This window comes from Roseibium sp., assembly GCF_050301095.1.
In the GTDB taxonomy this organism is placed as follows: Bacteria; Pseudomonadota; Alphaproteobacteria; order Rhizobiales; family Stappiaceae; genus Roseibium.
The window spans coordinates 20,055-39,183 of the sequence record NZ_JBNKYW010000212.1 but is presented as its reverse complement, the minus strand read 5'-3'; the positions used below and the strand labels follow the sequence as shown (position 1 = coordinate 39,183).

Here is a 19,129-nt window from a genome sequence, read left to right as displayed (position 1 = left end):
GTAAAGGTAAAGGTGGTCGGAACTCAAGGTGCAGCCGGACAGGGCCAGTTCGGCAAGGCCTGTCTGGGCGGAGACGAACATCTCTTCCGGCCCGAAGCGCGACCAGATCGGATAAAGCGTCTGCAGCCATCCGAACAGCAGCGCGTCCTGGCCGCCCGGCACCGCCCGTGTCAGGGATTGGTAGAGATGATGGTGGGTATTCACCAAACCGGGTGTGATAACGCAGCCCCGGGCGGAATGGGTGTCGCCGTCGCTGGTCAGGTCCTTCCCGATTTCCGCGATCACGCCGTCGCGTATCCGGATGTCGGCAGACGGCAACTCGCGGCGGTCGTCATCCATCGTCAGGATGATCTGGGCATCTTTGATGAGAGTTTCAGGCATTGAGCGCATCCCTTGTCTCCCCGTCTCATAGGAATGCGAGAAGCCGGTGGAAAACGGGGGCAAGAACCGGCTGCCGGACTCGTAGGAAAAAAGCGTTATGCTCGTCAACCCAAAATCGGGTCAGCCAGCGACCCCGGACAGACATTGTACTTCATCCTGAGGAAGTGCGAAGCCGGTCTCGAAGCCTGTGCCCGCGAAGGCGGGGAGACAGGCCACTTGCTCAAGAGTTCGCCGCCTGGCCTTCGGGGCGGACCTGAGGGGGCCTCAGGATGAGGTTTTGCTGTGGTGGCACTAAACGGCAAGTGGCCGCAAACCGGTCCTCAGGCCGGTATCCGCAGTTTTGCTCTCAGGCCACCGAGCGGGCTGTCCTCCAGGTATAGGTCGCCACCATGACCACGAGCGATGTCCCGGGCGATGGCGAGGCCGAGTCCGCTACCGGTCTCGTCCATGTTTCTGGCCAGATCCAGGCGATGGAAGGCACGAAAGGCGATTTCGCGCTGGTCCTCGGGAATGCCCGGGCCGTCGTCATCGACAGTAATGATCAGCCAGCGGCCTTCGATGGCACCCTTGACTTCGACCCGGTTGCCGTACTTGCAGCCATTGGTGACGAGATTGGACAGGCATCGTTTCATCGACAGGCGCCGTATGTCGGCTTCTGCCGGGCCGTCGAAGGATGTCGTGACGTCTTGTCCTGAAATTTCGGCTTCTTCCTCCAGTTCTTCCAGCAGCAGGGCCATGTCGGTCTTCTGGATGGCTTCGTCACCGTCGCCCTTGGAAAAGGCCAGATAGTCCTCCAGCATGTGGCTCATCTCGTCCACGTCCTTGCGCATGGCATCGCTCTCGGGTGTGTCGCCCAGAAACGCGAGTTGCAGCCTGAGGCGGGTCAGGATGGTTCGAAGATCGTGGCTGACACCGGCCAGCATGGTGGTGCGCTGCTCGATCTGGCGCTCGATGCGGCGGCGCATATCGATGAAGGCGAGGCTGGCGCGGCGGACTTCGCGTGCGCCGCTGGCCCGGAAGTCCTCTTCCGGACGCCCCCTGCCGAAAGCCTCCGCCGCATTTGCCAGGCGGATGATCGGCCGGATCTGGTTGCGCAGGAAAAGCAGGGCGATGATCACCAGCACGAGGGACGTGGAGAACATCCACACCAGGAAGATATGCGAGTTCGAGGCATAGGTCTGGCTGCGCCTGGTGAAGATGCGCAGGATCGAGTCTTCAAGCTGAATGCGGATTTCCACGAAGCGCGACCGTCCGACGGTGTCGATCCAGAATGGCTTGCCGATCTTCTGGCTGATCGCGTAGCTCAGTTCCTTGTCGATGACGTCGAAAAACGGCTTGGGAGCCGGCGGCGGCAGGGGTTCGAGCGGCATCACGGAAATCGACATGCCGAGGGTGCGCGACGCCAGACCTTCGATCTTGCTGTGATCAAGATCCTGCGGAAAATTCTCCAGTACATAGACGACGGCGGCGATCTCGCGGACAACCGCTTCCGACATGCGGCGCGAGACCAGCTGGTAGTGCCTTTCCATGAAGACGAACACCAGGACCGACTGCAGGATCACGATCGGAGCGACGATGATCAGAAAGGTCCGGGTGAACAGACCCTTGGGCATGATCCGGTACATGAACCGGGAAATCGCCCTGTAGATGAGGATGAGCGGGCTCAGGAGGCCGGCCAGCGGTTTCAGGAGGCCGTTCAGGGGCTGGCGCCGGACAGAGGCTTCGGGATCCGTCATCGAAATGGGCTCAGTCGCAGGCCAGCCGGTAGCCGATACCCCGGACCGTCTGCAAGTAGACCGGATTTCCCGGATCGTTTTCTATCTTCCGGCGGAGCCGGTTGATCTGCACGTCCACCGTGCGTTCCCCAAGCCCGCTTTCGTCGCCGACGATCTTGTGGCGCGGCACGGTCGCGCCGGGCTGCTCGGCGAAAATGGACAGGATCTGTTTCTCCCGGTCCGTCAGACGCACGAGATCGTCGCCGTTCTTGAGTTCGCCGCGGCCGGCATTGAAGGAAAAGGGGCCGAACCGGATTTCTTCCTGTGCGACCACCGGCTGCTGGTTGCCGCGCCGCAGGATCGCGGCGAGCCGGAGCAGCAGTTCGCGCGGTTCGAAGGGTTTGGCGAGGTAGTCGTCGACCCCAGCTTCCAGGCCCGCAATCCGGTCGGTGGCCTCCGATCTTGCCGTGAGCATGAGGATCGGCACTTCCGAATCCTGCCTGAGAGCGGCGGCAAGTTCCAGCCCGGTTTCCCCGGGCATCATCACGTCCAGGATGATCAGGTCGAACGCCAGGCCGGACAGGCACGTGCGCGCTTCGGCGGAATTGGCCGCACTGGAGACCCTGTAGCCGTTTTCCTTGAGCAACCGGGAAAGCAGGTCCCTGATCCGCTTGTCGTCATCTACCAGGAGAATGTGGTTGGCATTGTCGTCAGGCACCGGAGCATTCATGTCGGCCGTACTGTCCCTGTTGTTGGTATGATCAGTCCTTCAGGTCATACGGGCTGCGAACAAGCTTGAGCACTTCGGCCCTTGCCTCGGGATCGATCATTTGCAGTAGAAATCTACGGATAATTTCCTCGCTGCCATCTGGCAATCCAATTAGGGCACGTTCAAGGCGCTTCTGCTGCAACTGCGTCAGGTCGACGGCGAGAGCGTGGCCACTTTCCGTGGTGTAAAGCAGGCGCTGGCGGCGGTCGTGATGACCCTCGCGCTGCTCGATGATGCCTGCATCGACCAGCTGTTTCAGAACGCGCCCGAGGCTCTGCTTGGTGATTTTCAGGATGCCGAGCAGGTCGGTTACCATGATGCCGGGATTTCGCTCGACAAAATGCAGGACCCTGTGGTGCGCCCGGCCGAATTCGTATTTTGCCAGAACGTCGTCCGGATCCCCGGTAAATTCACGATAGGCAAAGAACAGCAGTTCGATCAGATCATAGGGCAGCGTCTCGCCGCCGCCTTCGTCTCCGCTTGCGGGATGCGCGTCATCATCTTCGCGCGAGGCGGAGGAAAGCGAGGTTTTGAAATTTACGTCAGTCATATTGACTTAATTCTGGTCGATTGTTACTTGTCAGCGGCTGCGAGCGAAAGGATCGGTCTTTTTGGTGCATTTTTCCGCATCAGATGATAAACGAATCCGATCAAGATCGCCGCAGTTATCAGGATACCGATAGTTGGCGTGCTGTGCAAAAGATACGGCGGTGAATTTGGCGCAAGTCTTTGGCGTCATTCACCTCTGTTACAGGAAAACAAAACACGCTCAAAGAGCGAGCGGGAGATGAAAAATGGCTGGAACGCCTTTTGATCAGCTCAGTGGAGACATCTGGTACGACGGCACGTTCGTACCCTGGGCGGATGCCAAACTGCATGTGCTCAGCCACGGGCTGCACTACGGCAGCAGTGTCTTCGAAGGCGAGAGGGCCTATGGCGGCAGAATCTTCAAGTCCGCCGAACATACCGAACGTCTGCTGGAATCGGGCCGTATGCTGGGGTTCGACATTCCCTGGACGACCGACCAGATCAACGCAGCCAAGGAAGAAACCCTGGCGCGCATGAACCTGACGGATGCCTACATCCGTCCCGTTGCCTGGCGGGGCAGCGAGATGATGGGCATTTCGGCCCAGCACAACACCATTCATCTGGCGATTGCCGCCTGGGAATGGCCGAGCTACTTCAAGCCGGAAGAGCGGCTCAAGGGCATTCGCCTGGATCTGGCGGACTACCGCCGGCCTGATCCGAAAACCGCGCCCTACAAGGCCAAGGCGGCCGGTCTCTACATGATCTGCACCATTTCCAAGCATACTGCGGAATCCAAGGGGTATACCGACGCCCTCATGCTGGACTGGCGCGGCCAGGTGGCCGAGGCCACCGGCGCCAATGTCTTCTTCATCAAGGACGGCAAGATCCACACACCGACGCCGGACTGTTTCCTGGACGGCATCACCCGCCGGACCGTAATCGGTCTTGCCCGGGACCGCGGCATCGAGGTGATCGAGCGGGCGATCCTTCCGGACGAATTGTCCGGTTTCGAGCAGTGCTTCGTCACCGGAACGGCGGCCGAGGTGACGCCGGTATCCGAAATCGCCGGCAACCACTTCCAAGTCGGCGACATCATCAAGACGCTTATGGAAGATTATGACGCTGCCGTACGCCCGGAGGCGCCCAGCCTGCAGGCGGCAGCGAGCTGAGCGGATGGACAGTTCTGGAGAAGGCGGGCAGTGCCCGCCTTTTTCATGTCCGGACAGGTTTGACCGGGTAGAATGATCGTTCTACATGAGAGTGTGGAACGATCATTCTACTTGAGGTGTGCCATGGCAATTCCGAACAGGATGAACGGTGTGGTCCTGACGGGCCATGGAGGACTGGAGACGCTTGTCTGGCGCGAGGACCTTCCGGTCCCCCAGCCCGGCAGGGACGAGGTCCTGATCCGGGTTCTGGCTGCGGCCGTCAACAACACCGACGTGAACACGCGCACGGGCTGGTATTCCCGGAGCGTGCGTGGCGATACGGCTTCAGGCGCCACGGAAGGCTATGAGCCGGCCGATGGTGCCGTTGGCGGCTGGGCCGGCAAGCCGCTCGACTTTCCGCGAATTCAGGGCGCCGACTGCTGCGGCGAGATTGTCGCCGTGGGCGCGGATGTTTCCAGGGCACGGGTCGGCGAACGTGTCCTGGTCCGGACCATGCAGAGCATTCAGGGCGAGGGAAACCGCCCATCCGTCTGGACCTTCGGGTCCGAATGCGACGGCGGTTTTGCCGAGTTTGCCGTGGCGAGAGGAAAGGACGCGCTGGCGGTAACGTCTGATCTGTCCGATGTCGAGCTTGCGTCCTTTCCCTGCGCCTATTCCACTGCCGAGGGCATGCTCCAGCGCGGCGTTGTCGGAGCGGAACGGGTGCTTGTTACCGGAGCATCGGGTGGTGTCGGATCGGCGGCGATCCAGCTGGCGAAGCGGCGCGGCGCCCATGTGACGGCGGTGACCAGTGCCTCGAAGGCGGCGGATCTGCTTGCGCTCGGTGCCGACGAAACGCTCGACCGGGAAGAGGAGCTTCCGGCGCTTGCCTTCGACGTGGTGCTCGATCTCGTGGGAGGGCCTCGCTGGGAGAAAGTGATCGGTTCGTTGCGCAACGGCGGCCGTTATGTCACCTCCGGCGCGATTGCGGGCCCCATCGTCGAACTGGACCTGCGCACACTCTATCTGCGCGACCTGTCGCTTCTCGGCTCAACCTTTCAGCCGGACAACGTCTTCGAGGATCTCGTCCGCTATATCGAGGCGGGCGAGGTCCGGCCCGTCGTGTCCGCGGTTTTCCCGCTCCGGGAACTGCGCGCGGCGCAGGAAGCCTTTCTGGCCAAATCCTTCGTCGGCAAGATCGGCATTCAGGTTGCCGCGGACAGCGAGCCGTAGTGCTTCATTCCGCAGATGCAGGGCTGTCGTGCAGGGCGTGGAACATGCGGCCGCGCTCCGCATAGAGGATGCAGCCGATGGCGCACAGGCCATAGACGGTGAAGGCCAGCCCGAGCGGTTGCGTGGTGCCGTTGAAGAGCTGACCCATGACAAAACCCAGAACAGCCCCGCCTAGCGTGGAAACGGTTCCGATCACCGAGGAGGCGGTTCCGGCGATGGCGCCGAGCGGTTCCATGGCCATGGCGTTAAAATTTGCGCCCATGAAGCCGAAGGAGGTCATGATCAGCGTCGTCAGCACGAGGAAAGCCCAGAAGTTCTCCAACCCGAACAAGGGCAGGAGGAACACGACGAGGCCGAGGCCTGTATAAATCAGAGCGGCGACATGGGAGAGGCGGCGCATGCCGATGGCTTCCACGAGCTGGGCGTTTGTGAACGAGGCTCCGGCCATGGTGACGGCAATTGCGGCGAAGACGATCGGAAACAGGGTTCCGAGTCCGAAGATATCGACAAAGATCTGCTGGGACATGGCCAGGAATGAAAACAGCCCGCCGAAGATGAAGGCGGTGCCGAGCATGTAACCGAAGCTGATCCGCGTGGTGACGGCCGTCCTGTAGGCGCTGGTGATCGTCGAGACGACCATCGGGCGACGCTTTTCCGGGGCCAGGGTCTCCGGCAGGCGCATTGCCGACCACAGCATCATGATCACTCCGGAAAGGAGCAGCAGAGCGAAGATCCAGTGCCATCCGGCGATCAGCAGCACCGCCTGACCAATTGAGGGAGCTATGACGGGAACGGCCATAAAGACCATCATGACCAGGGACATGACCTTGCCCATTTTCCGGCCCGTGTAACAGTCGCGCACAACAGACAGCGCGGCAACGCGCGCCGCCGCGCAGCCGACGCCCTGGAGGATACGGGCGACGAGGAGTTGGTCGAGGTCTGTTGCGAAAACGCAGAAAATGCTGGCCAGGCTGTAGATCGCGAGACCGCCCACCAGCACCTTGCGCCTTCCGAGGGCGTCCGTTACGGGCCCGAAGAACAGTTGACCGCCGCCGAAACCGACGAGATAGGACAGCAGGACAAGCTGGCGGTTGTTTTCCTCGATGATATTGAGCGCGTTGCCGATGGCCGGCAAAGCGGGCAGCATGACGTCGATCGCCATGGCGTTGAGCGCCATGATCATGGCAATGATGGAGACGAACTCGGCAAAGGGAATGCCAGGTTCGCGCAGAACTTCGATGTTTTCAGCCGACGCGGAATCGCCCGCTGCCAACTCGTTGGAAGTGTCGGAAAGTTCGCTCGTGTCTTTCACAATATCGGGACCAATTCAAAAGCACGGCGTCCTTCGCAGAAGGCGCCAGGAAAATTGTGACGGAAAAAGGCAGGACAATACGGCCGGCAGGGACGTCCCAGATTACGGGAGAACCTGGGGCTTCGTCCAGCGCTCAGCGTCCTTGTCGTCTTCCGCCTTGGCTGCCACCCAGGAGCTGGCGTCGCCGGAGACGAGATGTTCCTTTTTCCAGAAAGGGGCGCGGGTCTTGAGGAAATCCATCAGGTAATCGGCGGCTTCAAAAGCCGCCCGGCGGTGTTTCGAGGCAGCGACCACCAGAACGATGTTTTCTCCCGGAGCGATCTTTCCGAACCTGTGGATGACGGTCAGACCCGACAGCGGCCAACGGGCAAGGGCTTCGCGGGCAATGCGGGTCAGTTCCGTCTCCGCCATGCCGGGATAATGTTCCAGCTCAAGCGCGCTCAAGGTTCCGGATTCATCCCGGCAGAGGCCGGTAAAGGTGACGAGCGCACCGACATCACGGCGCCCGTCCGTCAGGCGGCGGCCTTCGGCGGCGGCGTCGAAGTCTTCTCTTTGAACCCGGACAAGAGGCGAAGCGGTCATGGTTCAGCCGCCCGTCATCGGAGGAAAAAAGGCTATTTCCCGGGCATCGCCGATGAGAGCGTCGGGCTCCACATGGGTCTGGTCGAGCGCAACGCGGATGGCCTCCTCTTCCTCGAAGGCGGCAGCGTGGTTTGCATCCAGCGTCTTCAGGTGGCCGATCAGGTCCGCAACGGTTTGAACGCTGCCGGGCAGCTCGATCGTTTCTTCTTCAAGGCCTACCCGTTCGCGGACCCAGGCAAAATAGCGGATGTTCATGCGACCCCTCGATGATGCGCAGGCTACTCGGTGATGAGATGGCCGATCCCGGCCCGGAAATAATCGTATCCCGTATATAGGGTCAGCAACGCGGCGAGCCAAAGGGCGATCAGGCCGAGATCCGTCGTGTACTGGAAGACGGTATCGCCCGCCGGCCCGGCCAGCAGGAAGGCGATGGCAATCAGCTGCACGGTCGTCTTCCACTTTGCCAGCTTCGTCACCGGCACGCTTACCTGCAGTTCCGCCAGGAATTCGCGCAGGCCCGACACCAGTATCTCGCGGCACAAGATGATGATCGCGGCAGCCATCGACCAGTTGCCGATGGTGCCGTCACCGGCCAGCATCAGCAGGCTGACGGACACCAGCAGCTTGTCCGCGATCGGGTCCAGCATGCGGCCAAGCGCGGATTGCTGCTGCCAGGCACGGGCAAGATAGCCGTCGAAGAAATCGGTGATTGCCGCCACGACGAAAATGGTGAGGGCAATCCAGCGCGGTGTGTGGCCTTCAAAATAAAAGCAGGCCGCGACAGCCGGAACCGCCAGAATGCGCCCGTAGGTCAGGAGGTTGGGCAGGCTCAGTACAATGCGTCGTGACATATCGGCTTTCAGAACTCAGTCAAGGGAACCGGGCATTTTCGTCCGCTGGGCGTACTCCCTGCTGCATACCGTCAAAGACACCGCCCTGAAAAGGCTTAGGTGCGGCGGAAGCAGGTATTTCAGCTCACATTCTCTCAATCGAACAGGCTATCGCCCTGCTGGTCGATCATCAGCTTGGCCTTGCGGATCATTTCGTTGGCGGCGCTTTCTTCGTCCGGCAAGGTGTCGGCACGGATGAAGGTGTGGCGCCTCGTCGTCTCGCCCTCCTGCTTTTCGATCCGGCCGCTGACCTGCCATTGACCACCGGCCGGTGTCGGCTCGGCGATGATCAGATAGTCTTCATAGGTCACGGTCACGGCATTCGACGCCGCTTTCTTGCCTTCACCGCTTCCGCCGAAAAGGGACTTGAACATCTTGCCGATCATACTGGCACCTGTCTCCAACCTGTTTGTCTTCTTTTAGGCGGACGGGGGGTGGGCTTCAAGAGGCACATGTGACGTGGAGAAATCCGGAACACCCGGCGGGCATCCGGACAAACCTTGAAAAGGCTATCGGACGGCTCCAGCCAGTGCCAGCATCGCGGCGACGATGGCCTCCGGCCGGTCTTCCTGCACAAGATGCCCGGCTTCCGCGACAGGCACACATGGCCTGTCTGAAATAAGGGATGCCAGACGCTCCCCCTTTTCCAGCGGAATCCAGTCGTCCCGTTCTCCCCAAAGGACATTAACCTGACAATCCAAGCGGCCGTAACTGTCCTGAACTTCATCTGTGTAACGCTGATCCATCTGGGCAATTTGGCGATAGAAAGCCGGCTGGCCGACAGGTCCGAGCCACGGTGCGCAATAGATGTCCATCGCATCTTCCGGGAGCGGATTGTGAGCTGCCGTTTGCAAATAAGCCTTCAGCAATGCGCGGTGCATGTAGTCCGGCATTCCTGAAAATGCGGCTTCATGCCGGCGGACGTGCTGAACAAAAGGCGATCCCCAGGGCGCCAGTGCGACAGCGTCGAAAATCGTCAGGGAGGCGTAACGAAGACCGTTGAGGTAATAGGCGCGCAAGGCGGTCGCTCCACCGAAGTCATGAGCAAGGACATGCGGGCGCTCCAGTTCCCACTCGCGACACAAGGCTGCAAGAACCTTGTTCTGCACCGCGAGAGAAATATCCTGACCTTCGCGCATTTCCGAAAGACCGTACCCCGCAAGGTCGAAGTAATACACCGTGAAGCAGCTTGTCAGGTGAGGAACAATCCGGCGCCAGACCTGAGATGAAAACGGCGTGCCGTGAATGGCGACAAGAGGTGCCCCGTCCCCCTGTTTTCCCCACCTGATGGCATTTCCATTGATCGTGGAAGTGTTGGGCAGATCAAGCATGAAAGTACTCATATTGACATTTAGCTAAGTGACTATATGAATGGATCATGGACAGGTCAATACAGGTCAAGGCCCTGACCAGTGAAACGCGCATGGCGATCATGAAGCTTCTGGCTGAGCCTGAGAAACATTTTGGACAACAATGGTCTGCGAACCCGGTTGAATTCGGTGTCTGCATGACACTGATCGCGGAAGCACTTGAAGTTGCTCAGCCGACCGTCAGCCGTCATTTGGAACTCCTGAGGCAGGCCGGTTTCATCACTGTCCGTAGGCATCAGAAGTGGGCCTACTGCAAGCGACAGGAAGGCGTGCTCCAGGACTATCTGGATTGGCTCGGACGGGAACTGGCGATCGAAAAGCCCAAAGAGCGTGTCTGACGGCTCAGGACGATCCGTTATCCAGGTCGGACGTTTCGGAAGAGCCGTGCTTGAACAAGCGGTCGTACTCGCCGGTCTGGCGTAGTTTTCGCAAGCCGCTGTTGAAACGGCTGCAGAGTTCCCGGCCGGATTTCAGTTGCTTGGAGACGATCACCCGATAGTCCCATCGAACGTCAACGTCTTCGAGCGGTTGGTACTTTTCGACTTCCCCTTGAGTGAAGACGGCGGAAATGGCATCTGCGGCCACCAGTTCGTTTCCCATCACCAGATTGACGCGGCCGACACGAAGCATCTTGAACAGATCCTCAAGCGTGCTCTGACGAAAGATCGTGACCTTGTCCTCGGCAACAAGCCTGTCCATGTCCTCACCCATGGCGGCGCCGTGCAGAACTCCGATGCTCAGGCCTTCGAAATCGTCGAAGCTTGCGGCCCTGACCGGCCGGTCCGTGGAGTGAAAGAACTGCTCCCGCTCTGTCAGAACAGGGTCGCAAAAATGAAAATACGGCTTGCGGTCCTCGGTAATGCCCCAGCCGGCCGATACGGGCCAGCGCCCGTCCTTCGTTTCAAGCAGCGCCCGGTTCCAGGGAAAGAAACCGTACTCAACCTGCAGGCCTTCCAGTTCGAACGCGCGCGTGACGACCTTCGCATAGGTTCCGTATCCCTCCGCGGTTTCGGAAAAATAGGGGGGCCATTCGCCGACGGCGATCCTGATCCGAAGGTCCTGGGCGTAAACCGGCGCGAGATTGAACAGGATGGCCAACCCGGCTGCGAGGCATGTGCGAGTGTTAAGACCGAAAGGCAAAAACGATCTGGTCCACTCGAAGATTGGCACGGCAAAAGTCCTCAGAAAGGGATTTCCGAATAGGCTAATACCATATTTCTAGCGAATCTTTGAAAAGAGAGAGTGAATTTGGAAAAAGAAAGTTTGGGGCATCTGGTAATCGTAAGTTTTTCGAATGAAAATGAAGTCAAGACGGGCGTTACACCACGTAATTTGTCAGTGCGTTGGAAAGATGCGCGACTGACAACACAAACGGTCGGGTCGATGTCAGCTATTCTTGCCGGAGCCGGCGCGCGGCTGGTTGGGCCAGGCGCTGTTACCCCAGCTTGCGTTCCGCCCAGTGGCTCCGGCAAAGCGGCACGTAGCGCTCGTTGCCGCCGATCACCACCTGGTCGCCTTCTTCCACGATGTGCCCCTCACCATCGAGACGGGCGACCATCGTGGCCTTGCGGCCGCACCAGCAGATGGTCTTGATTTCCTTCAGGTTGTCTGCAAGTGCCAGCAGCGCGGCACTTCCCGGGAACAGCTTGCCCTGGAAATCGGTGCGAAGACCGAAACACATCACGGGAATGCGCAGCTCGTCGCAGACCTTGGCGAGTTGCCAGACCTGCTCCTCCGTCAGGAACTGCGCTTCATCGACAAAAACGGCATCAATCGGAGCTTTTCCGTGTTTCTCGCGGACGTGTTCAAAGAGGTCGTCACCGGAGGAAAAGATGTCGGCCTCGGCAGCCAGCCCGATCCGGGAAGCTATCCGGCCCTGGCCGCCACGGTCGTCGAAGGCTGCGATCATGAGCAGCGTATTCATGCCGCGTTCTTCGTAGTTGTAGGCCGCCTGCAGCAAGACGGTCGACTTGCCGGCATTCATGGAGGAGTAGTTGAAATAGAGCTTGGCCATATGTCCGGATCGGGAATCGGGTGAAAGGATGCCGCAGTTTTCCCAATCCCGGGCTCAGGCTCAAACACTTTCAGGTTTAAGTCACAGCCAATCTTTCAACTAAGGTGATTATTGCCGCCCGTCTTCACGGAGCGCGGGGATGCCTGAGCAAACGATGGTCTACTGTCCGTCTTTCAGACCAAGCTCGACGATAAGCGGCACGTGATCGGAACCGATATGGGGCCCAAGCGAGACCTTCACCACCTGCAGACCCTCGGTGACCGCGAACTGATCGACCGGCGCGCCCAGGATCCAGTGCAGCCGGTAATCGAAAAAGAACCGCGTGGTCTGCGGAAAGCCGCCGGGGTAGGCGGTTTTCAGGCCGTTCTTCTCAAGAGTTTCCTGAAACCTGCCGGACCAGGGCGAACTGTTCCAGTCGCCGATTGCAAGCACCGGACCGTCCCCGGCGGCTTTCAGCTCATCTATGATCCTGTCGACCGTGTCGAAATAGGCCCGTTTGCTCAACCAGCGGGATTCGGTTCGCGGGCTGTCCGGATGGATCGCCAAGAAATGCAGCGGCCCCGCACCCGTTTCGAGGGTGAGGGAAAGCACTTCCCGGTCGGCGTCGTAATAGACGTTAGAACCGGAGGGCAACTCTCCACGGACGATAGTGGACTCCGCATTCAGCACGGGAAAGCGGGAGTAGACGGCAAGTCCGCCAAGGTCTCCCACCTTCAGATGTTCCGGAAAGCCGTTTGCCCCCGCGCTGCCGACCGGCAGGCCAAGGCGTTGCCAACGCCGTTCCTGCAGCCACCACAGGGTTTCCTGGATGACGACGATGTCCGGCTGCTCCCGTTCCAGAAAGGCCTGGAGGACCGCGTCGCCCAGAAACAGATGTTCGACGTTGATGGAAATGACCTTCAGCGGCAGGTGTCCGTCCGCAAGAGGTAACGTCTCAACGGTATTGCTGATGGTGCGTGCCGCAGTCAGGCCGGCAAGCGTGACAAGCGCGAGGCAGGCCGCGAACCAGAGCGTCCTGTAAAGAAAGGCGAGTTTGTGACGGAGAAGCAGGCCGGCGCCACCGGCCACGCAACCGGCCAGGCCACCAGCGAGAAATTGCCGGAGGAAAAAGCTCATGTTGTCGGCGAACCAGTGGTCGGGAGCGGCAAAATTCAGCAGGCCCAGTGCGCTGGAGAAGAGCGCGCCAAGGCTGCCGCACCAGCAGACCAGCGATACCAGGGAGACGAACGTTGGTCGGCGCGACCGGGAATTTCCTGAAAACATTCAATTGCCGACTTTGAGAAGCGGAGAATGCCGGAAGGCATAACACAGTCCGCTGGGGCCTGCACGCCCGGATGAAACGGAGACCGGGCGGTACGTGGCCTCCAGCCGGCCGAAGCCCGTCTGGAGGCCCATGGTGACGGTCACTCGTGAAAATGGTCATAGACCAGCTTGGCGATCGCCTCGGAAATGCCCGGCACCGCCGCCAAATCGTCGACACCGGCTTTCGAGACCGCCTTGGCGGTGCCGAAATGGCGCAGCAGGGCCTTCTTCCGTGTCGGGCCGATCCCGGCGATTTCGTCCAGAGGATTGCGGGCAATATCCTTCTTGCGGCGGGCCCGATGGCTGCCGATGGCGAAGCGGTGGGCTTCATCGCGCAGGCGTTGGACGAAATAGAGCACCGGGTCGCGCTCCGGCAGCATGAAGGACTGCCGTCCGGGGATGAAGAATTTCTCCCTTCCGGCGTCCCGGTCAGGCCCCTTGGCGATACCGACCAGCGGCACATCCGTGATGCCGAGGCTCTCCAGCGTCTCCCGGGCGGCGGTGAGCTGGCCCTGGCCGCCGTCGACCAGAACGAGATCGGGCCAGGCAGGCATGTCGGTCACGGCCGGCGCGGATTCCTGCGCCTCGTTGTCCTCGTCTTCCAGACTGTCCGTAGCCGCAATGGCTTCGGCAAGCTGAACACTTTCCCTCGGGTCTTCCTTCAGGAGACGGGAAAAGCGGCGCGTCAGCACCTCGCGCATCATGCCGTAATCGTCCCCGGGGACCAGATCCTCGGACTTGATGTTGAATTTCCGGTACTGGCCTTTGGCGAAGCCTTCCATCCCGGCCACGATCATGCCGCCGACCGCATTGGTGCCCATGATGTGGGAGTTGTCGTAGACCTCGATCCGGCGCGGTGCCGTCTGAAGGTCGAATGCCTCCGCGACGCCCTTCAGGAGGCGTGCCTGGCTCGAGGTCTCGGCAAGGCGGCGTCCGAGCGCCTCGCGGGCGTTGGTAAGGGCGTGGTCGACCAGCTCCTTCTTTTCGCCGCGCTTGGGCCGTGCAACCTCGACCTTGCGGCCTGTGCGTTCGCTCAAGGCCTCGGACAACAGGTCCCGTTCGGAAATGTCGTGCGACAGAAGGATCTGCCGTGGTGCCGGCTTGTCGTCGTAGAACTGGGCCAGGAAGCTTTCCAGGATGTCGGCCTCTTCCAGGGACTTGTCCGCCTTGGGAAAATAGGCGCGGTTGCCCCAGTTCTGACCGGTGCGGAAGAAGAACACCTGCACGCATGTCTGCCCGCCTTCCTGGTGGATGGCAAAGACGTCGGCTTCTTCCACGGTCTGCGGATTGATGCCCTGGTGGGCCTGAATGTGGGACAGCGCCGACAGGCGGTCGCGGTAGATGGCGGCGCGTTCGAATTCCAGAGCGGCGGAGGCCGTTTCCATCTGTTGGGCGAGCTGCTGCTTGATCAGTTGGCTGCGGCCCGACAGGAATGCCTTGGCTTCGGAGACGAGCCTGGCATAGTCCTCCGGGGCGATCTCCCCGGTGCACGGACCGGAACAGCGCTTGATCTGGTATTGCAGGCAGGGCCGCGTGCGGTTCTCGTAGAAACTGTCCGTGCAGGTGCGGATCAGGAAGGCCTTCTGCAGCGCATTGATGGTCCGGTCCACCGCGCCGGCGGAAGCGAAGGGACCGAAGTATTCGCCCTTGCGCTTGCGCGCGCCCCGGTGCTTGACGATGGCCGGAGCCTCGTGGTCGCCGGTCACGAGGATATAGGGGAAGGACTTGTCGTCACGCAGCAGCACGTTGAAGCGCGGGCGCAGGCGCTTGATCAGGTTGGCTTCCAGCAGCAGCGCTTCCGGCTCTGTCCTGGTAACGACGAATTCCATCGCCGCCGTCGACATGATCATGCGCAGGATGCGGTTGGACTGACCTTGCAGCCGCGTGTAGCTGGTCACCCGCTTTTTCAGGCTTCGCGCCTTGCCGACGTAAAGAACGTCACCGTTTTCATCCAGCATCCGGTAGACGCCCGGGCCGTTGGGAAGGCGTTTCACCTCGTCGGCGATCACCTCGACGCCCTTTTTCACGGGGGCTGCCTTTTCGGCTGCCGGATCCTCGGCCGGCTTATGGGAATCAGACGTGTCTTCCATGCCCGACATTTAAGGCCGATCGGGAGCGGGGGAAAGAGGGAGGACCGGCCGCGTCGGGGTCACGCCACGTGGCCGAGCATATAGACCGTCGCGATGTAGAGGCAGTAGGCGCTCGTCATGACCAGGCCGGAAATCTTGCCGAGGCAGATGCGGCAGCCGGCAAGCAGGGTGAGCAACAGGGCGCAGGCCAGCATCACCCAGATATCGAGCTTCAGCACTTCCTGCGGAACGTCGATCGGCACCACAACGGCGGTGATGCCGATGATGGCCAGAAGATTGAAGATGTTGGATCCGATGACGTTGCCGATGGCCACCGCGCCATGCTGGCGGACGGCGGCCATCACGGTAGTGGCCAGTTCCGGCAGGGAGGTGCCGAGCGCGATCACGGTCAGGCCGATGACGGCTTCGCTGACGCCCCAGGCGGTTGCAATCGAGGTCGCTCCGGAAATGGTGAAATGTGCGCCGAGCGGGAGGCCGATCAGTCCGAGAAGGATGTAGACAAGGGCGATCCAGACCGAATCCGGAACATCTTCGACATCGTCCAGCGCGTCGTCCACTTCAAGTTCCGCGGTGGCGACCGCGGCACCCGCCGCTATCGCCTTTTGTTCCTTGCGGTGCTTGCGGGCGGCCATCGCCGAGACGGCAAGGAAGGCGCCGAGCAGGACCAGGAGAATGAAGCCCGCGAAGAGACCGATCGGAGTGAAGAAGCACAGGGCGATGAAAAGGAGGGTCACGCCCACCATGAAGACGGCATTGCGGGTTGCGCCGGATTCTCCGCAAGGCGTCGCTGCGATCATGGCCGGCAGGCCAAGCACCAGCAGCACGTTGGCGATGTTGGATCCGACCACATTGCCGATGGCGATACCGCCGGCTCCTTCCAGGGCAGCCTTCAGGGAAATCACCAGTTCCGGGGCAGATGTACCGAAGGCCACGATTGTCAGGCCGATGACGAGGTTGGGAATGCCGAGCCGCTGCGCGATCCCGACCGAACCCCTGACCAAGACATCGCCGGCGATAATCAGGACAACCAATCCGCCCGCGAGGCTTATGTAGTCAAACAGCATTCTTGTTTCCGGTCCGGGTCTGGGGTGATCAATGTGCGCAGCTGAAGAAAAGGGCGCCACATGTCAGCTGGGCGCCTTATACGCAATAGATTGGTATGGGGAAAGCCGGACACAAGCATCTTTGTCGTCTCCGTGGATGCATTTTTCTGTTGTCATTGCAATTTGCAAGCGAAGTTAGCCTTTCTTCAGCCTGTCAGAAAGTTGCCTTTATTCGTCACCAAAACACCCAGATCTCAATCCCGATCCGCCACAAATGGTCTCCATATCTGTTTCGAGGAGGAAGTGTGGGGGCGTGGCTTTGCCCGTCCAACTCGCAACTGGCCGGAGAGATCCGGCCAACTCAGTTAGGAAAGTGGATCTGGAGTATCTATGATGAAACGTCTTGCACTTGCTGGTCTGGTTCTGACAGCCGGTACCGCCCCGATCCTCGCGGCGGATCTGCCGCAGGCGCCGGCACCAGCCTATGAGGCGGTTCCGGCCACACAGCAGTCCATCGACTGGACCGGCTATTACCTCGGTACCAACCTCGGCTGGGCCTTTGGGGATTTCGACAACAGGACGAACGGCAGCGCCAGCCTCGGTACAAGCGATAACGGCGTCGCCGGCGGTGTTTACACGGGCTACAACTTTCAGGTGACGCCGAACGTGGTGCTCGGTGCGGAAGCAGATTTCACGCTGACCGATCTTGAGCGTTCGCGCACCAACGGCGGGTTGACCCTCAAATCCAGCTCAGACTGGAATTCCAACCTGCGCGCACGTCTGGGCTACAGCTTCGACCGCTACCTCATCTACACGGCCGGTGGTCTGGCGCTTGCCGATCTGGAAGTCTCCGGCAACGGCGACAAGGACAGCAAGACGGCCCTCGGCTGGACCCTCGGTGCCGGCGGGGAGGCCGCGATCACCAACAACATTTCCGCAAGGATGGAATATGTGTATCAGGATTTCGGCAGCCAGGACTTCAATCTGAACGGAACCGGGGTCAGCTCGGATTTCAGCAACTCGCAGATCCGTTTCGGCCTGGGGTACAAGTTCTAGGCAATCAATCCATACGACCGACAGCCCGGCACTGCGAAGTGCCGGGCTTTTTTGTTACAAGTGGTTACAAGCTTTTCAGAATTTCGCCTCAGGAACGTGATAGATCTGTTTTCCGGATCTGAAATGCTGCACGCGGCATTGACGGTTCCGGGACTCAAGTGGAGATGTGAATGCGGTTCTTGATGCGCGGACTGACGGGTCTGGCATTGATGGTGGTAATGATCGGGTTTGCCGGCTTCGGCGCCTATCGGCTTTACAGTGCCATGACGGCGGAGGAGGGCGTGCACAGGAAGCAGGCCACCGAACGGCAATACACCGTCAACGTCGGCAAACTCGAAGCTGAAACCGTCGCGCCGGTGACGACCGCCTATGGTCAGGTCGAAAGCTGGCGAACGCTTGAGCTGCGCGCAAGTTCGGAAGGCCGCCTGGTGGACGTCGCCGGCAAATTCCGGGACGGTGCGGCGGTCGCCGAAGGAGATCTGCTTTTGAGCATCGATCCGGCCAACGCCCGCTTCCAGATGCTGGACGCGGAAGCCGCTTACGCCGATGCGGAAGCGCAGAAGGCGGAGGCCGAGGAGGCTATTGTCGGTGCCGAGCAGGAAATGCAGGCGGCCCGTCGGCAGCTTGACCTGCGCAAGCAGGCCCTGGAGCGCCAGCGGCAGCTCAAGGACAAGGGCTATTCGACAGCCGTTCAGGTGGAAACCGAGGAATTGGCAGTGGCCGCGCTGGAACAGGCGCTGAGCAACCGCCTGCAGTCCGTCGTCACTGCCCGCAAGCGCATCGAGCGTATGGATCTGACGGTCAAGCGTGCGCGGCTTGCCCTTGAGGATGCGCAGCGCGTGCTGGACGAAACCACGCTGACAGCACCCTTCGACGGGTATCTGTCGGAGGTGAATGCGACGCTCGGCCGGCGGGTCAGCCCGTCCGAAACACTGGCGCTTCTGATCGACCCGGCGGCACTGGAAGCCAAGTTCACCCTGTCCACCAGCGAGTTTTCACGCCTTCTGGATGACAGCGGCAGCCTGATCAAGGCGCCGGTCACCGTGACGCTGCAGCTCGGCGGACGCTCCGTGGACGTGCCGGGTCGTGTCGACCGGGCGGCGGCTGTGGTAACCGAGGGGGAGGCGGGACGCACCCTGTATGCAACGCTCGAACTGGAGCCGGGTACGGCCCTGAGACCCGGAGACTTCGTCAAGGTCGATGTCAGGGAACCCAATCTCGAAGGGGTCGCCGTGGTGCCCTCTGCGGCGGTGACGGAAAGTGGCCGGCTGCTGATCGTCGACGAGAACCAACGGATACGGGAAATCCGGGCAACGGTGCTGCGCCGAATGGGCAACGAGGTCGTGCTGACCGATGTCCCCTTTGGCGCCGATTATGTCCGCGAGCGCCTGCCGCAGCTCGGCACGGGCCTGAAGGTCATCCCGCGCCGGGACAGCGAAACCCGAAAAAGTCCGGTGGCTGGCGCACCCGAAACGGCCGGGGAAGGGGCGGCCGGTGATCTGGTCGCGCTGGAACCGGAGCGGCGGGCCGCCCTGATCGAACAACTGTCCAGATCGGACATGCCTGAAAACAGGAAAGCCAGGCTGCTTGCCCTGTTGAACCAGCCCATGGTGCCCAGGGATCTGGTCGACCGGCTGGAACAACGGCGCGGCCGCAGCGGCTGACTTTGCCCGTGGATTAATTGGAGTACCCCGAG

General features: G+C 60.8%; 19 protein-coding genes and 1 pseudogene. 5 read left to right on the top strand and 15 right to left on the bottom strand.

What is annotated here, in order from left to right:
- The 4 genes and pseudogenes from ACQY7U_RS18935 to ACQY7U_RS18920 all read right to left on the bottom strand — a co-directional run.
- Positions 1 to 381, bottom strand: a pseudogene (locus tag ACQY7U_RS18935) (8-oxoguanine deaminase); the annotation flags it as partial.
- 320 nt (positions 382 to 701) lie between these two features.
- Positions 702 to 2,117: an ATP-binding protein gene (locus ACQY7U_RS18930; protein WP_428647774.1), complete on the bottom strand. Its 1,416-nt coding sequence runs from the start codon at positions 2,115 to 2,117 to the stop codon at positions 702 to 704.
- 10 nt (positions 2,118 to 2,127) lie between these two features.
- Positions 2,128 to 2,826, bottom strand: a complete 699-nt coding sequence (locus tag ACQY7U_RS18925) for a response regulator (RefSeq protein WP_428647772.1) — start codon at positions 2,824 to 2,826, stop codon at positions 2,128 to 2,130.
- 31 nt (positions 2,827 to 2,857) lie between these two features.
- Positions 2,858 to 3,415 carry a MarR family winged helix-turn-helix transcriptional regulator gene (locus tag ACQY7U_RS18920; RefSeq protein WP_428647769.1) on the bottom strand — a complete coding sequence of 186 codons (558 nt, stop codon included), beginning with the start codon at positions 3,413 to 3,415 and terminating at the stop codon, positions 2,858 to 2,860.
- Between the two features lie 244 nt (positions 3,416 to 3,659).
- Here ACQY7U_RS18920 and ACQY7U_RS18915 point away from each other — a divergent pair, with 244 nt between their 5' ends.
- Together ACQY7U_RS18915 and ACQY7U_RS18910 are read left to right on the top strand one after the other, a co-directional pair.
- Positions 3,660 to 4,562, top strand: a complete 903-nt coding sequence (locus ACQY7U_RS18915) for a branched-chain amino acid aminotransferase (RefSeq protein ID WP_428647766.1) — start codon at positions 3,660 to 3,662, stop codon at positions 4,560 to 4,562.
- A gap of 123 nt (positions 4,563 to 4,685) precedes the next feature.
- Positions 4,686 to 5,774, top strand: coding sequence for an alcohol dehydrogenase family protein (locus tag ACQY7U_RS18910; protein WP_428647764.1), 1,089 nt, complete (start codon positions 4,686 to 4,688; stop codon positions 5,772 to 5,774).
- Between the two features lie 4 nt (positions 5,775 to 5,778).
- Here the strand turns inward: ACQY7U_RS18910 and ACQY7U_RS18905 are convergent, their stop codons facing one another.
- The 6 genes from ACQY7U_RS18905 to ACQY7U_RS18880 all read right to left on the bottom strand — a co-directional run bounded on the left by ACQY7U_RS18905 (position 5,779) and on the right by ACQY7U_RS18880 (position 9,889).
- Entirely contained in the window at positions 5,779 to 7,086 is a 1,308-nt protein-coding gene (locus ACQY7U_RS18905) for a multidrug effflux MFS transporter (protein ID WP_428647761.1), read from the bottom strand.
- 102 nt (positions 7,087 to 7,188) lie between these two features.
- The gene (locus tag ACQY7U_RS18900; RefSeq protein ID WP_428647758.1) at positions 7,189 to 7,668 is read right to left on the bottom strand and encodes a molybdenum cofactor biosynthesis protein MoaE; all 480 of its coding nucleotides are present in this window, start codon (positions 7,666 to 7,668) and stop codon (positions 7,189 to 7,191) included.
- Positions 7,669 to 7,671: 3 nt separating this feature from the next.
- Positions 7,672 to 7,923, bottom strand: a complete 252-nt coding sequence (moaD, locus tag ACQY7U_RS18895; protein ID WP_428647755.1) for a molybdopterin converting factor subunit 1 — start codon at positions 7,921 to 7,923, stop codon at positions 7,672 to 7,674.
- A 23-nt stretch (positions 7,924 to 7,946) separates the two neighbouring features.
- Positions 7,947 to 8,519 carry a CDP-diacylglycerol--glycerol-3-phosphate 3-phosphatidyltransferase gene (gene pgsA / locus ACQY7U_RS18890; protein ID WP_428647753.1) on the bottom strand — a complete coding sequence of 191 codons (573 nt, stop codon included), beginning with the start codon at positions 8,517 to 8,519 and terminating at the stop codon, positions 7,947 to 7,949.
- Positions 8,520 to 8,653: 134 nt separating this feature from the next.
- A complete protein-coding gene (locus ACQY7U_RS18885; RefSeq protein WP_428647750.1) occupies positions 8,654 to 8,944 on the bottom strand; it encodes an HlyU family transcriptional regulator in 291 nt (96 codons plus the stop codon).
- A 123-nt stretch (positions 8,945 to 9,067) separates the two neighbouring features.
- Entirely contained in the window at positions 9,068 to 9,889 is an 822-nt protein-coding gene (locus ACQY7U_RS18880) for an alpha/beta fold hydrolase (RefSeq protein ID WP_428647747.1), read from the bottom strand.
- A gap of 47 nt (positions 9,890 to 9,936) precedes the next feature.
- On the opposite strand from ACQY7U_RS18880, the gene ACQY7U_RS18875 reads away from it, so the two are divergent.
- Complete coding sequence (locus tag ACQY7U_RS18875; protein ID WP_428647744.1) at positions 9,937 to 10,266, top strand: ArsR/SmtB family transcription factor; 330 nt, start codon at positions 9,937 to 9,939, stop codon at positions 10,264 to 10,266.
- Positions 10,267 to 10,270: 4 nt separating this feature from the next.
- Here ACQY7U_RS18875 and ACQY7U_RS18870 read toward each other — a convergent pair whose 3' ends face one another.
- The 5 genes from ACQY7U_RS18870 to ACQY7U_RS18850 form a co-directional block, all read right to left on the bottom strand.
- Positions 10,271 to 11,026, bottom strand: coding sequence for a substrate-binding periplasmic protein (locus ACQY7U_RS18870; RefSeq protein ID WP_428647742.1), 756 nt, complete (start codon positions 11,024 to 11,026; stop codon positions 10,271 to 10,273).
- A gap of 337 nt (positions 11,027 to 11,363) precedes the next feature.
- Positions 11,364 to 11,942: a thymidine kinase gene (locus ACQY7U_RS18865; protein ID WP_428647740.1), complete on the bottom strand. Its 579-nt coding sequence runs from the start codon at positions 11,940 to 11,942 to the stop codon at positions 11,364 to 11,366.
- A 159-nt stretch (positions 11,943 to 12,101) separates the two neighbouring features.
- Entirely contained in the window at positions 12,102 to 13,205 is a 1,104-nt protein-coding gene (locus ACQY7U_RS18860; RefSeq protein WP_428647738.1) for an endonuclease/exonuclease/phosphatase family protein, read from the bottom strand.
- 140 nt (positions 13,206 to 13,345) lie between these two features.
- Positions 13,346 to 15,334: an excinuclease ABC subunit UvrC gene (uvrC, locus tag ACQY7U_RS18855; protein ID WP_428647736.1), complete on the bottom strand. Its 1,989-nt coding sequence runs from the start codon at positions 15,332 to 15,334 to the stop codon at positions 13,346 to 13,348.
- A 59-nt stretch (positions 15,335 to 15,393) separates the two neighbouring features.
- Positions 15,394 to 16,398: a calcium/sodium antiporter gene (locus ACQY7U_RS18850; RefSeq protein WP_428647733.1), complete on the bottom strand. Its 1,005-nt coding sequence runs from the start codon at positions 16,396 to 16,398 to the stop codon at positions 15,394 to 15,396.
- A 372-nt stretch (positions 16,399 to 16,770) separates the two neighbouring features.
- Here ACQY7U_RS18850 and ACQY7U_RS18845 point away from each other — a divergent pair, with 372 nt between their 5' ends.
- A complete protein-coding gene (locus tag ACQY7U_RS18845; protein WP_428647731.1) occupies positions 16,771 to 17,433 on the top strand; it encodes an outer membrane protein in 663 nt (220 codons plus the stop codon).
- Positions 17,434 to 17,603: 170 nt separating this feature from the next.
- Positions 17,604 to 19,097, top strand: coding sequence for an efflux RND transporter periplasmic adaptor subunit (locus ACQY7U_RS18840; protein WP_428647729.1), 1,494 nt, complete (start codon positions 17,604 to 17,606; stop codon positions 19,095 to 19,097).
- Positions 19,098 to 19,129: the final 32 nt, after the last annotated feature.

Excerpts from the sequence above, each read along its gene's own strand:
- ACQY7U_RS18920 (WP_428647769.1), bottom strand. The coding sequence starts at position 3,415 with ATGACTGACGTAAATTTCAAAACCTCGCTTTCCTCCGCCTCGCGCGAA.
- ACQY7U_RS18910 (WP_428647764.1), top strand. The coding sequence starts at position 4,686 with ATGGCAATTCCGAACAGGATGAACGGTGTGGTCCTGACGGGCCATGGA.
- ACQY7U_RS18915 (WP_428647766.1), top strand. The coding sequence starts at position 3,660 with ATGGCTGGAACGCCTTTTGATCAGCTCAGTGGAGACATCTGGTACGAC.
- ACQY7U_RS18875 (WP_428647744.1), top strand. The coding sequence starts at position 9,937 with ATGGACAGGTCAATACAGGTCAAGGCCCTGACCAGTGAAACGCGCATG.
- ACQY7U_RS18850 (WP_428647733.1), bottom strand. The coding sequence starts at position 16,398 with ATGCTGTTTGACTACATAAGCCTCGCGGGCGGATTGGTTGTCCTGATT.
- pgsA (WP_428647753.1), bottom strand. The coding sequence starts at position 8,519 with ATGTCACGACGCATTGTACTGAGCCTGCCCAACCTCCTGACCTACGGG.
- ACQY7U_RS18865 (WP_428647740.1), bottom strand. The coding sequence starts at position 11,942 with ATGGCCAAGCTCTATTTCAACTACTCCTCCATGAATGCCGGCAAGTCG.
- ACQY7U_RS18860 (WP_428647738.1), bottom strand. The coding sequence starts at position 13,205 with ATGTTTTCAGGAAATTCCCGGTCGCGCCGACCAACGTTCGTCTCCCTG.
- ACQY7U_RS18880 (WP_428647747.1), bottom strand. The coding sequence starts at position 9,889 with ATGCTTGATCTGCCCAACACTTCCACGATCAATGGAAATGCCATCAGG.
- ACQY7U_RS18840 (WP_428647729.1), top strand. The coding sequence starts at position 17,604 with ATGCGGTTCTTGATGCGCGGACTGACGGGTCTGGCATTGATGGTGGTA.
- moaD (WP_428647755.1), bottom strand. The coding sequence starts at position 7,923 with ATGAACATCCGCTATTTTGCCTGGGTCCGCGAACGGGTAGGCCTTGAA.
- uvrC (WP_428647736.1), bottom strand. The coding sequence starts at position 15,334 with ATGGAAGACACGTCTGATTCCCATAAGCCGGCCGAGGATCCGGCAGCC.
- ACQY7U_RS18930 (WP_428647774.1), bottom strand. The coding sequence starts at position 2,117 with ATGACGGATCCCGAAGCCTCTGTCCGGCGCCAGCCCCTGAACGGCCTC.
- ACQY7U_RS18925 (WP_428647772.1), bottom strand. The coding sequence starts at position 2,826 with ATGAATGCTCCGGTGCCTGACGACAATGCCAACCACATTCTCCTGGTA.
- ACQY7U_RS18845 (WP_428647731.1), top strand. The coding sequence starts at position 16,771 with ATGAAACGTCTTGCACTTGCTGGTCTGGTTCTGACAGCCGGTACCGCC.
- ACQY7U_RS18885 (WP_428647750.1), bottom strand. The coding sequence starts at position 8,944 with ATGATCGGCAAGATGTTCAAGTCCCTTTTCGGCGGAAGCGGTGAAGGC.
- ACQY7U_RS18900 (WP_428647758.1), bottom strand. The coding sequence starts at position 7,668 with ATGACCGCTTCGCCTCTTGTCCGGGTTCAAAGAGAAGACTTCGACGCC.